This window comes from Plesiocystis pacifica SIR-1, assembly GCF_000170895.1.
Lineage (GTDB): Bacteria > Myxococcota_A > Polyangia > Nannocystales > Nannocystaceae > Plesiocystis > Plesiocystis pacifica.
The window spans coordinates 63,249-75,571 of sequence record NZ_ABCS01000047.1 but is presented as its reverse complement, the minus strand read 5'-3'; the positions used below and the strand labels follow the sequence as shown (position 1 = coordinate 75,571).

The following is a 12,323-nucleotide window of genomic DNA, read 5'->3' as shown; positions in this document are numbered from 1 at the left end:
CGTGCGGGGGCGACCACACGCCCTCTCCAAGGCACGAACCCCCATTGCCCACCAAGCCATAGCGGAAGAGCGGACAGCGACAAAGCGCCCCCGCTTCGATCGAGGTGCCTGTGGGGGCATGACAGCAACGCCTAGCAGGCCCGCCAGAGGCGCTCGACGATGAGCTGGGCGCGGTCGTGGCCCCGGTAGCTGTTGCGCTCCGGGGTGTACAGCAGGCCCACGCGGTCGCCCTTGGCGATGGGCAGGTTGCCCTTGCGAAAGGCGATGGCGTCGCGGTGCGCCTTGCCCTGCTTGAGGGTCAGCGCGAGGTGGCTGCCCTTGAGGACCTTGATGCGCACGACCTCGGCGCCGGCGCACAGGTAGCGCGGCCGGGCAAAGCCGACGCCGAAGGGGCCGAGGGACTCGATGTGGCTGATGAGCCGCAGATCGATGTCGTCGAGGGCGAGCTCGCCGTCGTGGAAGTCGATGGGCTCGCGGTCGGCCTCCTCGCCCATCTGCTCGGCGCAGGCCGCGTCGAAGGCTTCTTTCAAGGCGTCGATGTTGTCCGCGGGCATGCTGACGCCGGCGGCGGCCTTGTGCCCGCCGAAGCGACGCAGCAGGTGGCGGCACTCGGCCAGGGCCGCGCGCACGTCGACGCCCCCGGCCGTCCGCGCCGAGCCGCGGGCCTCGCCCGAGCCCGGGTCGATGCCGATGACCAGGGTCGGTCGCTGGTAACGCTCGACGATGCCCGCTGCCGCGATGCCGACGATGCCCGGGGCCCAGGCCTCGCGCGCGACGACGATGCCGCGGCGCCGGGGTGAGGCCGGGTCCGCGGCCAGCAGCGCCATGGCCTCGGCGACGATGCGCTGCTGCATGTCGCGGCGGCGCTCGTTGAACATCTCGACCCGCGCGCCGAGGGCCTCGGCCTCGGCGGAGGAGCGGGCGCGGAGCAGGTCGAGGGAGGGCTCGGCGCTCCCCAGGCGCCCCGGGGCGTTGAGGCGCGGGCCCAGGCCGAAGCCGAGGTGGCCCTCGTCGATGTGGGTGCGCGGATCGACCCGCGCGCGCTTCAACAGCTCGCGGACCCCCGGGCGTCGGCGCTGGTCCATGACCTCGAGGCCGTGGCGCACGAGGATCCGGTTGTCGCCGACCAGCGGCATCATGTCGCAGACCGTGCCCAGGGCGACCAGGTCGAGCCAGGCGCGGGGATCGGGCAGGGACTTGCGCGAGCCCGGGGACTTGGCCGCGAGCTTCGAGCGCACGCCGGCCGCCAGGTAAAAGCCGACCCCCGCGCTGCACAGGCCCTTGAAGGGGAAGCCGCAGCCGTCCTGGTGCGGGTTGAGCAAGGCCGTCGCCGGCGGCATGGTCTCCGGGACCTGGTGGTGGTCGATGACCACGCTCGGGATGCCCTTGGCCTCGAGCCAGGCCAGCGCCTCGTGGTCCGAGGTCCCGCAGTCCCCGGTCAGGACCATGTCGACGCGGGACTCTTGCAGGGCCTTGGCCGCGTCCACGCCGAAGCCGTAGCCGCCCTCGCGGCTCGCCACCTTGGCGACGATCTCGACGCCCAGGCACTCCAGGAAGGTCGTCAGGATGGTCGTGGTCGTGACCCCGTCGACGTCGTAGTCGCCGAACATCCCGACCCTGAGCTTGCGCTGCTGGGCGTCGACCAGCAGCTCGACGGCCTCGGCGTAGCCCGCCATCTGCGTCGGCCGGGACAGCTCGCGCAGGCGCGGCGACAGGAATTCGCGCTGGGCCTCGAGGGCCTCGAGATCCCGGCCGAGCATGAGCTCGACGACGATCGGGTGCACGTCGAGGGCCTCGGCCCGCTCCTCCCGCTCGGACCGGGTCCAGCGGCTCAGCGCACCACGAAGATGGGCCCGGGGGGGCTCGCCGAGGGCGAGGGCCTCCCGGGCCTCATCGTCCGAACTCGCGTTCGGCTCGAGCTGTCGCTCCGGCTCGCTCACGCGCGCACGGCCAGCTCAGTCTTTGCGCCGGCGACGGCGACGGGTCTTGCGCTCGCCCACGCCCTTGTCGGTGTCGGCGATCTTGACCCCCTCGAGGGCGCTGCCGCCCTCGTCACCCTCGTCGCCTCCGACGACTTCGGCTGGCGCCGCGCTGACGACCCCGCCCGCGGGCGTCTCGATGTCGGCCTCGGCCGCCGCCTCAGCCGCCTCGGCCGCCCGACGCTCGTCGATGTCCTGCGCCGCCGCGCCACCGAGCAAGGTCCCGGTGCCCTCGCGGGCCGCGTCCTTGTCGGCGGTGAGCAGGTGCCCCCTGCCCTTGTAGATCTTCTCGTTGACCCACAGGAACACCGGCGAGGCCACGAACAGCGAGGAGTAGGTGCCCGCGATCAGCCCGATGAACAGGGCGAAGGAGAAGTCCTTGATGGGCCCGCTGCCGAGGATCCAGGTGGTCAGGACGACGATCAGGGTGGTCGTCGAGGTCAGGATGGTCCGGCTCAGGGTCTCGTTGAGCGCGGTGTTGGTCGTCTCCTCGATCGGGTCGTCGCGGTGCAGGGCCACGCGCTCGCGCACGCGGTCGAAGACCACGATGGTGTCGTTGATCGAGTAGCCGATGATGGTCAGGACCGCGGCGATCGACTGGAGGTTGAACTCCTTGCCGGTCAGGGCGAAGGCCCCGATGACGATGAGCGCGTCGTGGGCCAGCGCGACGATGCCGCCCGGCGCGAAGCGCAGGTCGAAGCGGATCATCACGAACAAGAAGATGAAGCCGATGGCGAACATCATCGCCTTGGCGCCGTCGAGCTTGAGCTGGTTGCCGACCTTCGCGCCCACGGTCTCGCTGGCGACGATGTGGTCGACGGTGCCGTCGCCCAGGCGCTTGTCGAGCACGTGGGAGATGTCCGTGCCCACGCCGATGAGCGCGAACTCGATGGGTACCGCCTGGGGGCCCTCCTCGTCCATGTCGCTGGACGCCAGGGTCACGCCCGGGGAGGCCGTGCCCTCGCAGCCCGCCTCGGTCATCAGCCGCTCGATGTCGAGGTAGCGCGGCTGCGCGTCGAACTTCATGAAGATCTTCGAGCTGCCCTCGGGGTGCACGAAGCCCTGCTCGTTCGCCGGCAGCAGGGACGCTCCCTCGATGCTCCCGAGCGCGTCACGACAGGCGCCGAGCTGCTCATCGGTCTTCGTGATGGTCTGCTTGACGCGGATCAGCACCTCGTTGTCGGCGTCGGGGACCGCGACGGCCGAGCTGCCCGAGTAGCCCTCGTCGTCGAGGATGTCGCGGATCTCGTTGATGTCGACTTCCTTGGTCAGGGCCAGGCGGACCGAGGATCCGCCCTGGAAGTCGATGCCGAAGTTCAGCACCGAGCCGGTCTTCGAGTAGTTGAAGCCCATCATCGCCAGGGACAGGAGCACCAGCATGACCGAGAACATGATCCCGCGGCGGCGGTTGCCGACGAAGTCGATCTTCGTGTCGTCGGGGATCAGCTTGAAGAACTTCAGCTTGCTCGGATCCGGGGGCTCGGGCTTCTTGCTCGAGCGACCTCCCCGGCGACGGCGGCGCTCGGCCCCGCTGGTCGAGCCAGCCGTGGCCTCGTCCGCGTCCGTGCCCGCGTTGTCTCGCTTGTCGTTGTCAGCCATCAGATCGAAACCTTGTCGAAGCCGCGGCGGTTGGCCTGCCAGTCAAAGAACACCCGGGTGGCGAACACGCCGGTGAAGATGGAGGTGGCGATGCCGATCAGCAAGGTGATGGCGAAGCCGCGGATGGGGCCCGAGCCGAACTGCCACAGCACGATGCCGGCGATGGCGGTGGTCAGCTGGGAGTCCAAGATGGTGGTGAAGGCGCGGTCGTAGCCGGCCTCGATGGCCTTGCGCGCCGTATAGCCTTCCCTCAAGAACTCGCGCACGCGCTCGAAGATGATCACGTTCGCGTCGACGGCCATGCCGATGGTCAGCACGATGCCGGCGATGCCCGGGAGGGTCAGCGTGGCCTGGAACAGGGCCATGGCGGCGAGCACCAGGACCATGTTCATGACCAGAGCGAAGACCGCGATGAGCCCGGCGCCCCGGTAGTAGATGCCCATGAACACGATGACCAGGCCCAGACCGATGACGAAGGCCTTGAAGCCCTTCTCGACGGACTCCTGACCCAAGTCGGCGCCGACGCGGATCTCGAACTCCTTGTTGAGGCGAGCCGGCAGCGAGCCGCTCTTGAGCACCTTGACCAGGTCGTTGGCGGCCTCGCGGATCGACTCGCCGGGCGTCGAGCCCAGGGTGATGACCACGTTGCCGCCGGAGATGCGCTCGTTGAACACCGGGTCGGACATCACCATGTCGTCCATGATGATGGCCATCTTGCGGCCGACGTTGTCGCCGCTCATGCGGTCGAAGTCGCGGGCGCCGATCTTGTCGAAGGAGACCTCGACCTGGGGCACGCCGGTGTCCTGCTTGAAGCCGACGGTGGCGTTGATGATCCGGTCGCCGGTGATGTCGGCGCGGGAGCGGACGATGTAGGTCCGCCAAAACTGCGTGGGCTCCTCGCCGCGGCGCAGGGGGATGGGCAGCTGGCCGTAGGCGACCTTGTGGGTCTTGGGCAGGCGCCACTCCGCCGGCAGCTCGCGGAAGAAGGTCTCGAGGGTCTCGCGCTCGAGGGCGATGAAGGTGTAGGGCTCCTCGACGACCACGCCGCCCTTCTCGGGCCGGCCGTAGTCGGCCTCTTGGTTGACGGAGATGCCCATGCCCTGGTGGACGAAGCCGGCCTCGTAGAGGGCGCGCAGGTAGGGCACGCCGGTGTCCTTGAAGGGCGTCTCGTCATCGACGAGGTGCATCTGCAAGGTCGCGGCCCGCTCGATGACCTTGAGCAGGCGGCGGAAGCCGCTGCTGCCCTCGAGCACCTTGTCGCGGCCCGCCTCGGTCATGGTGATGGTCATCATCTCCGGGTCCGGCTCGGCGCCGAGGTCCACGGGGAGCAGGGCCATCTGGACGCCGAGCTGGTCGGTGACCAGGAGCTGGACGCCGTCCTCTTCGACGATCTTGATGGCCTCGCCGAGGATCTTGCGAGCGTCGCGCTCGGGGATGCGGACGTCGAGGGCGCCCGGATCCTCGCGGTTCTCGACCACCTTGATCTGCACGTCCGCGCTCTCGCGCAGCGCCGAGGACAGCTGGTCACCGGCCTCCTTGGCGGCGGCGCGCAGCTCCGTGGCCGTGTCGCTCACGCCCGGGAGCTCGACGACCACGTGGCGGTTCTTGGGGTAGATGTTGGGCTCGGCGACGCCCATGGCGTCGACGCGGCGGCGGACGGTGTCGAGGGCCTGGCCGACGACCGCCTTGCGGTTCTCGGCGATGACCTCCTCGGGCACCTTCATGCGGATGATGCCCTCGGCGCGCATGCCCTCGGCGTCCGGGTCCTCGACGAGGTAGCCGATGGCCACGGCCATGACGTCCTCGGTCGCCAGCTTGACGTCCTCGGGGTTGTCGAACTTGATGTCCAGGGTGTCGATGCCCGTGCGGTCGACGGTGACCTTGACGTCCTTCTTCTCCTTGAAGGCCGACTCCAGCTCGCCCGCCATCTGGTCGAGCTTGTTGCGCAGGGCCTCGTCGACGGCGACGGAGTACTCGAGGTGCAGGCCGCCCTGGAGGTCCAGGCCGAGCTTGAACTCGCGGGTGAAGGTCTGGGTGATCCAGCTGGGCAGGGTGATGTCGGCGATGCGCGCGACCGAGGGCGCCACGGAGATCGCGGCGACGGCGAGCAGCAGCACCAAGAGCAGGGCCTTGAGCTTGACGAAGCGACGCATCGGTTCAGGCCTTCTTGGAGTCCTTGGAGTCCTTGTCCCCGCCGCTCGACGCCCCGCCGCCGCCGCCGAAGAGGCTCGCCAGCAGGCCGCCGCCGCCGGCCCCTGCTTCGCTCTCCTCCTTGGCCTTGGCCAGCGCCGTGTCCTGGAAGTCCGAGACCTCCTTCTTGAGCACGCGCAGCTTGACCTTGTCGGCGACCTCGATGAGGACGATGTCGTCCTCGACCTTGCTGACGCGGCCGAGGATGCCGCCGGACAAGACGACCTTGTCCCCGCGCTTGAGCTCGGAGAGCCGCTGCTTGCGCTCCTCCTCCTGCTTCTTCATGGGGCGCATGACCAGGAAGTAGAAGACCGCGAACATCAAGATCACGGGCACCATGGGATTGGTCAGCAATCCTGCGGGGCCAGAGCCTTCTGCGAGTAGCGTCGAGATTGAATCGAGCATGGGTGAGCCTGGGGCGTGGCTGAGTATCACGCCAAAGGGGCGGCCATCTGACGCGGCCGCCCAAAGTGATGAGCTCCCGTCGATCGAGTTCGGCTCCTGAGCCGGAGCCGAGGTCCCGGGACGGGGCGGCCTAGGTAGCAGCGCCTCGGGCCGGGGTCAATCGAGCAAAACACCGCTCGCGGGGGGCTTCGGGGCGACCTGGGCCGCATCGGGCTCGGGATCCCCCGGGCCCCTGCTCACGCGCCGAGGCCCCCCCTCGGTGCCACCTGACCGTGAGCTGACTCGCCGTTTGAGCAGGACTGGGCCCGCGCTCAGCCCTTGGCGCCGTCCCCGGGGTGCCGCCGCTCGGCCAAAACCGCGTCCAAAGCGGCGGCCACCGCTGCGTAGTTCCCCGCGCGGATGGCCTGGCGCTGCGCCGCGACCCACTGGTGGAAGAAGTACAGGTTGTGGATCGTGGCCAGACGCACGTAGAGCGGGTCGTTGTGCACGTGGAGGTGGCGCAGGTAGGCCCGGGAAAAGCGCGAGCAGACCGGGCAGGCGCAGTCCGGGTCCGGCGGCCGGTCATCGGTCCGGAACCGGCCGTTGCGGATGTTGAAGCGCCCCTGGAAGGTCAGGATCTGCCCGTTGCGGGCGTGCCGAGAGGGGATCACGCAGTCGAACATGTCGACGCCCGAGCGGATCGCCGCGAGCAGATCGGCCGGCGTGCCGATGCCCATGACGTAACGCGGCTTGTGCTTGGGCATGCGCGGAGCGATCGCCGCGAAGGTCGCATGCATCTTGGGGATGGGCTCGCCGACGCTGAGGCCGCCGAGGGCGTAGCCGTCGAAGTCGAGCTCGGCGAGGGCGTCGACGTGCTCGCGGCGCAGCTCGAGGTCCGTCCCGCCCTGCACGATGCCAAAGCACAGCTGCTCGGGGCGCAGGATGTCCCGACGCAGGCGCGCCGCCTCCCGGGCCCAGCGGGTGGTCCGCTCCATGGCCGCGCGCATGGCCGAGCGGTCCGCGTCCCCGGGCGGGCAGTGATCGAGGATCATGCAGATGTCCGGGCCGATGGCCGCCTCGGCCTCGAGCACGCTGCGCGGGGTCATGCGCGCCTTGGAGCCGTCGAAGTGGGTCCGGTAGTCCACGCCCGAGTCGTCGATCTTCTGGAGCGAGCGCAGGCTGAACACCTGGTAGCCCCCGGAGTCCGTGAGCACCGGCCCGGGCCAGTGCATGAAGCCGTGGATGCCCCCGAGCGAGCGCACGCGCTCGGGTCCGGGGCGGTGGGTGAGGTGATAGGCGTTGGCGAGCACGACCTGCGAGCCGACGGTCCGCAGCTCTTCGGGCAGCAGGCCCTTGACCGCGCCGTAGGTGCCCACGGGCATGAAGCAGGGGGTCTCCACGGGGCCGTGGCCGGTCCACAGCCGGCACGATCGGGCGTCGGAGTCGGGATCCTCGGCGACGATCTCGAGGGTGCCCGGGGCCGGATCGCCCTCGCTGCGCCGGCCGAGGGCCTCAAAGGGCGCCAGGTCAGCGGCCGGATCGGGGCGCAGGTCCACCTCGGGGGGCGCGGTCGGTTCGCTCAACTCAGCCACGGCGCCGAGACATGCCACGAATGGCCGCGCCCGGCTAGCCAGAGCGCTCGACGAGCATGCAGTCGCCGTAGGAGTAGAAGCGGTAGCCCGCCGCCACGGCCTCGGCGTAGGCCGCGAGCACCCGCTCGCGCCCGCCGAGGCAGCACACCAGCATGAGCAGGCTGCTCCGCGGCAGGTGAAAGTTGGTCAGCAGCAGGTCGACCACCGAAAAGCGATAGCCCGGCGTGATGACCAGCTCCGTGCGTCCGGACCCCGGCACGATCGCGCCGCCGTTGGCGAGGGCCACGGACTCGAGGGTGCGCGTGGCCGTGGTCCCGACGGCGAGGATCGGCCGGCCCTCGGCGCGCGCGGCCTCGATGCGGGCGGCGCTCGCCTCGCTGATCGAGTAGCGCTCCGAGCCCACCCGGTGGGCGCGCACGTCCTCGGTGTCCATGGGCAGGAAGGTCCCCGGGCCGACGTGCAGGGTGATCGGCGCGACCTCGAGGCGCTCGAGCATGGCCGCGTCGAAGTGCAGCCCGGCCGTGGGCGCCGCGACGGAGCCTCGGTGGCGCGCGTAGAGGGTCTGGTAGCGCTCCCGATCGGCGGCGTCGGGGCCCTCGGGGCGCGCGATGTAGGGCGGCAAGGGCAGCTCGCCCACGGCCTCGAGGGCGTCGAGCAGCTGGCCGCGGACGATCTCGAATACTCGGGCCCGCGAGTCGGCGGCCTCGCCCTCCCCTTCCGCGCCCAGGTAGCGCAGCTCGAGCAGCGCCGTCTCCCCGTGGGCCCCTGGCAGGCGCAGGACCTCGCCCTCGCGCAGCCGCCGGGCGCCGCGGGCCCACGCCCGCACCCGCGCCCCCGGGCCGAGCGCCGCGGGATCGACCACGAGCAGCTCGACGCGCCCGCCGGTCGCCCGGAACACGTGGATCCGCGCCGGCACCACGCGCGAGTCGTTGACGACGATCAGCGGCCGCTGGCCTCGCGCCTCGGCCACGCCGTCGAGGACGGCCTCGAGCGCCCCCACCCGGGAGTGGGTCGAGACCGCAGCGCCGGCCTCGGCGAGCACGAACATCCGCGCCGCGCTTCGCTCGCTCGCCGGCGCCTGGGCGATCTGCTCGGTCGGCAGCTCGAAGTCGTAGTCGTCCGGGGAGAACACGGGGCGGCGAGTGTGGAGAGAGCCGACCCCGCCGTCAAATCGGCCCGACTCCGCGCGTTGCCCCGCGAAGCGCACGCGTGCTCTGATGAGCCATGCGCGTCCGTCCCTGGAAGCTCTGGGCAGTCCTCCCTTCCCTCGCCCTGGCCTGCGCCGGGCTCACCGCCTGCGACGACGAGGCCGCGAAGACGCAAAAGGAGGCCGAGGACACCCGCAGCGTGGCCGAGGGGGCCAAGGCGCGGACCGCCGCGGGGGCCAAGGTCGAGGACGCCAAGGAGCAGGTCGAGGCCGCAGAGAAGGCGCTGGAGGCCCGGGACGACGACATCTTCGAGAAGTCCGGCGGCGAACGAGTCGGCCGCGGCGTTCCGTGAGCCGTGCACGCGGGGCCGCCCCAGACGTGGCGTTCGGCGCGAGAGCCTGGCATGGTCAGCGCGCATGGCTTCGACCTCGCGGCCCAAGCTGCGCCGACTCGAGCGCCAGACCCTCGAGCGCGACGGGGAGCGGCTGCTCGTCATCCGTGATCCCCTCGAGCTGTGCGAGCCCTTTGCGATCGACCACGACTACGCCCCGGTGCTCGACGCCCTCGACGGCCAGCGCACCGTGGATCAAGTCCGCCAGTCCCTGATGATGCGCGGGCTGGCGACCGTCGACCGCGAGGACCTGCACGACTTCGTGGCGGACCTCGGCGACGCGGGGCTCCTCGACGACGATCGCTTCCGGGCGCTGTGGGCCGCCGCCCACGAGGCCTTCGTCGAGACCGAGCGCCGCGCGGCGAGGCGAGCCGGGCTCCTCTACCCCGAGGACGCCCAGACCCTGCGGACCTGGCTCGCGCCGATCTTGCCCTCGGAGCCGCCCCCCGCCCCCTCGGCCTCGCTGGCCGCCAACGAGGGCCCGAGCGCGGGCTGGACCGAGCCGCCGCTGGCCGTCGTCGTGCCTCACCAGCCTCCGCCCGTGCTCGGCCCCAGCCTCCGCCGCCTGCTCGCCAACCTCGGCGAGCCCGAGCGCTACGCCCGGGTCGTCATCCTGGCCACGGACCACAGCCCCGGCCTGCTGCCCTACGCCAGCGCCGACAAGGACTGGGAGACGCCCCTGGGCCTCGTGCCCGCCGACCTGGCCACCCTCGCCGCCCTCGACTCCCGGGTCCCCTGGCTGCTCCGCGAGCAGATTCGCCTGCGCACCAACGACCCGAGCGAGTGGGCCGCGCTGCTGCTGCGCGCGCTGTGGGGCGAGCGCTGCCCGCCGATCGTGCCCATCGCCTGCGGCCAGACCCGGCTGACCACCAAGGACGGCCGGGCCCGCAGCGATGAACTCACCGGCGCCCTCGAGGTCCTGCTCGGCGACCCGAGCTCAAATCAGGGGCGAACTCTGTGGTGGACCGCCGCCGAGCTCAGCCACCTCGGGCCCGCCTTTGGCCACGCGAGCCTCCCCGAGCGCGCCGAGGTCCTCGACGCCGATCGAGCCATGCTCGCGCCCCTGCTCGACGGCAAGCCCCACGCCCTCGCCGCGGCCTGCATGGAGCGCGAGCCCAGCCAGCGACCCAGCGGGACCGCAGCCCTCGTCACCCTCGCCGAGCTCTTGCCCCTCGGCTACCGAGCGCACCTCCTCGACCAGCTCATCCTCCCCGCGCCCGGCAGCTCGCAGCAGCACACCACCGGCTGGATCGGCGCGCCCATCATCCAAGTCCAGGCGCGCTGAGCTTCACCCGCGGGGCTTCCCCCCCACCAAAAACCAACGGCCCGAACAGGGTCGGGCCGGGGGTGGGAGGCTCCGCGACGGGCAAGCCCGGCGTGGAGGGAGGGGCCTGCGAGGCCCCCCTGAATGCTAGTTTGGCTGCTTCTTCGGGTCCGCCGCGACGAACTCCGTGGGCGCCGCGAACTCCACCGAGCTCGCCCGCGTCCGCACCTTGAGCATGCGCAGCACCTGCTCCGCGCCCAGCTCCGGCGTGACCGGCAAGCGCCCCGTCTCGCTGGCTGCGCTCAAGCTCCCGAGCCCATTGATGTACGCCAGCACCGAGGTCGCCAGGGCGTCCGTATCTCCGGGCGCGAACACACCCTCGGTGATGCCCCGCTCGATCGCGCCCTTGTACAGGTTGCGCAGGATCGACTGGATCTCGTCGAGCTTCTCGCGGAACACCTCTTCCTGGGCCGCCATCGCGACCAGGAGGTTGTACAGGCGCACCTCGTTGGGCTCGTCTTGCATGGTCCGCAAGTGCGCGACCACCAGGCGCGAGATGGTCCGATCTGCGGGCTGGTCAGCGACCGGCTCAAAGTCCCAACGGGCCTCGAGCAAGGTCGCGTACTTGTCGAGGATGTCGTGGAAGAGCGCCTCCTTGGTCGCGTAGTGGAAGTAGATTCCACCCTTGCTCAGGCCTGCCTCCCGGGCGATGTCCAGCAGTCGGGCCTCGTAGCCCTGGCGTACGAAGCACCTCGTCGCCGCCTCCCGGATCTCCCGCTTCCTCTGCTCGTCGTTGCGCTGTCTCGTCACCCGTACCTCTCCCTCTTCCTTCCCGTGGACTCCGGCTCGTCGAATGTGACCCTTTTTAAACAACCCAATCGTGCGTTCATCAAACGACAATTTAGATCGCAAGAATTTACCTATCTAAATGGCAAATATCGGGAGCGCGCTGCAAACGCGACAAAACCGGCCACTGGGCCTTGGCGGAGGAGTGCATGTTTTGTCTATTTGTACAGGACGGGTCAATCCTGTCCTTTCGAGCAAGCAATTGCAGTTTCCTGCGCGCTTTTGCCCGCAGAGCCGTGGCCGCCGAGCGTTTTCGAGCTGTCAATGTGTGCCAGCATGCCAGCGATCTCGAGGCTGATCCCGACCTCAATCATGGTGGTACCAGTTTCACTCTCGACCTCGACCACGGACCGCTGAGATGCTGAATAGGGCCTCCCCCCAGGCCGTCGTTCTAGCCACACGAGGACCGCTCCATGCTCCCACGCCCTAGCTCCCTTGCCCTGATTCTGAGCACCGCCATGGTGCTGTCCGCCTGCTCCTTCTCCATGTCCATGGGCAAGGGCGACCCGGACAACCCCAGCTCGTCGAGCTCCTCGGTCAAGAAGAAGTCCCAGCCGCGGACCAACCACGGCGGCAGCAAGTCGAACTCCGGGGCCAAGCCCAACTCCTCGAGCAAGTCGAATTCCTCGGACACCAAGTCGAACTCGAGCGAGAGCGCGAGCAACGACAGCCCCGCGCCAGAGCCCGCGGCGGACCCCGATCCCCAGGCCGACCCCCAGCCCGAGCCCGAGCCCACCGCCGAGCCCAAGCCGGCCCGCGACAAGCCGGCCCGCGAGAGCGCCGAGGCCACCCCGGCCACGCGCACCGACCAAGAGACGGACAAGGGATCTGACACCCGCATCGAGGGGACCGTCGAAACCCGCGACAACTGAGCGCACCGCTCCCCCCAACACCAAGCGCGCCCGCGACCTCACGGTCGGGGCGCGCTTC

At 70.3% G+C, this 12,323-nt stretch carries 11 protein-coding genes; 3 read left to right on the top strand and 8 right to left on the bottom strand.

Annotated elements, in window-relative coordinates; all coding sequences use genetic code 11:
• Positions 1-131: 131 nt before the first annotated feature.
• The 6 genes from recJ to queA form a co-directional block, all read right to left on the bottom strand.
• Positions 132-1,940 carry a single-stranded-DNA-specific exonuclease RecJ gene (recJ, locus tag PPSIR1_RS22715; RefSeq protein WP_006973502.1) on the bottom strand — a complete coding sequence of 603 codons (1,809 nt, stop codon included), beginning with the start codon at positions 1,938-1,940 and terminating at the stop codon, positions 132-134.
• A gap of 15 nt (positions 1,941-1,955) precedes the next feature.
• Positions 1,956-3,578 carry a protein translocase subunit SecF gene (secF, locus tag PPSIR1_RS43545; RefSeq protein ID WP_006973501.1) on the bottom strand — a complete coding sequence of 541 codons (1,623 nt, stop codon included), beginning with the start codon at positions 3,576-3,578 and terminating at the stop codon, positions 1,956-1,958.
• Entirely contained in the window at positions 3,578-5,731 is a 2,154-nt protein-coding gene (secD, locus tag PPSIR1_RS43540; protein WP_006973500.1) for a protein translocase subunit SecD, read from the bottom strand. Before secD ends, secF begins: the two co-directional genes overlap by 1 nt.
• 4 nt (positions 5,732-5,735) lie before the next feature.
• Complete coding sequence (gene yajC / locus PPSIR1_RS46450) at positions 5,736-6,107, bottom strand: preprotein translocase subunit YajC (RefSeq protein ID WP_269744725.1); 372 nt, start codon at positions 6,105-6,107, stop codon at positions 5,736-5,738.
• Between the two features lie 377 nt (positions 6,108-6,484).
• A complete protein-coding gene (gene tgt, locus PPSIR1_RS22695) occupies positions 6,485-7,744 on the bottom strand; it encodes a tRNA guanosine(34) transglycosylase Tgt (RefSeq protein ID WP_232296534.1) in 1,260 nt (419 codons plus the stop codon).
• A 34-nt stretch (positions 7,745-7,778) separates the two neighbouring features.
• A complete protein-coding gene (gene queA, locus PPSIR1_RS22690) occupies positions 7,779-8,876 on the bottom strand; it encodes a tRNA preQ1(34) S-adenosylmethionine ribosyltransferase-isomerase QueA (RefSeq protein ID WP_006973497.1) in 1,098 nt (365 codons plus the stop codon).
• Between the two features lie 92 nt (positions 8,877-8,968).
• On the opposite strand from queA, the gene PPSIR1_RS22685 reads away from it, so the two are divergent.
• Together PPSIR1_RS22685 and amrB are read left to right on the top strand one after the other, a co-directional pair.
• Positions 8,969-9,244: a hypothetical protein gene (locus PPSIR1_RS22685; RefSeq protein ID WP_006973496.1), complete on the top strand. Its 276-nt coding sequence runs from the start codon at positions 8,969-8,971 to the stop codon at positions 9,242-9,244.
• Positions 9,245-9,308: 64 nt separating this feature from the next.
• Positions 9,309-10,568 carry an AmmeMemoRadiSam system protein B gene (gene amrB, locus PPSIR1_RS22680; RefSeq protein ID WP_006973495.1) on the top strand — a complete coding sequence of 420 codons (1,260 nt, stop codon included), beginning with the start codon at positions 9,309-9,311 and terminating at the stop codon, positions 10,566-10,568.
• Positions 10,569-10,694: 126 nt separating this feature from the next.
• Here the strand turns inward: amrB and PPSIR1_RS22675 are convergent, their stop codons facing one another.
• Together PPSIR1_RS22675 and PPSIR1_RS48160 are read right to left on the bottom strand one after the other, a co-directional pair.
• The gene (locus PPSIR1_RS22675; RefSeq protein ID WP_006973494.1) at positions 10,695-11,357 is read right to left on the bottom strand and encodes a TetR/AcrR family transcriptional regulator; all 663 of its coding nucleotides are present in this window, start codon (positions 11,355-11,357) and stop codon (positions 10,695-10,697) included.
• Between the two features lie 212 nt (positions 11,358-11,569).
• Positions 11,570-11,740: a hypothetical protein gene (locus PPSIR1_RS48160; protein WP_157595854.1), complete on the bottom strand. Its 171-nt coding sequence runs from the start codon at positions 11,738-11,740 to the stop codon at positions 11,570-11,572.
• A 66-nt stretch (positions 11,741-11,806) separates the two neighbouring features.
• Here PPSIR1_RS48160 and PPSIR1_RS22670 point away from each other — a divergent pair, with 66 nt between their 5' ends.
• Positions 11,807-12,265, top strand: a complete 459-nt coding sequence (locus tag PPSIR1_RS22670; protein ID WP_157595853.1) for a hypothetical protein — start codon at positions 11,807-11,809, stop codon at positions 12,263-12,265.
• Positions 12,266-12,323 lie beyond the last annotated feature (58 nt).

Bases quoted from the DNA above. Each gene is read 5' to 3' on its own strand.
- PPSIR1_RS22670 (WP_157595853.1), top strand. From the start codon at position 11,807: ATGCTCCCACGCCCTAGCTCCCTTGCCCTGATTCTGAGCACCGCCATG.
- amrB (WP_006973495.1), top strand. From the start codon at position 9,309: ATGGCTTCGACCTCGCGGCCCAAGCTGCGCCGACTCGAGCGCCAGACC.
- secF (WP_006973501.1), bottom strand. From the start codon at position 3,578: ATGGCTGACAACGACAAGCGAGACAACGCGGGCACGGACGCGGACGAG.
- secD (WP_006973500.1), bottom strand. From the start codon at position 5,731: ATGCGTCGCTTCGTCAAGCTCAAGGCCCTGCTCTTGGTGCTGCTGCTC.
- yajC (WP_269744725.1), bottom strand. From the start codon at position 6,107: ATGGTGCCCGTGATCTTGATGTTCGCGGTCTTCTACTTCCTGGTCATG.
- PPSIR1_RS22685 (WP_006973496.1), top strand. From the start codon at position 8,969: ATGCGCGTCCGTCCCTGGAAGCTCTGGGCAGTCCTCCCTTCCCTCGCC.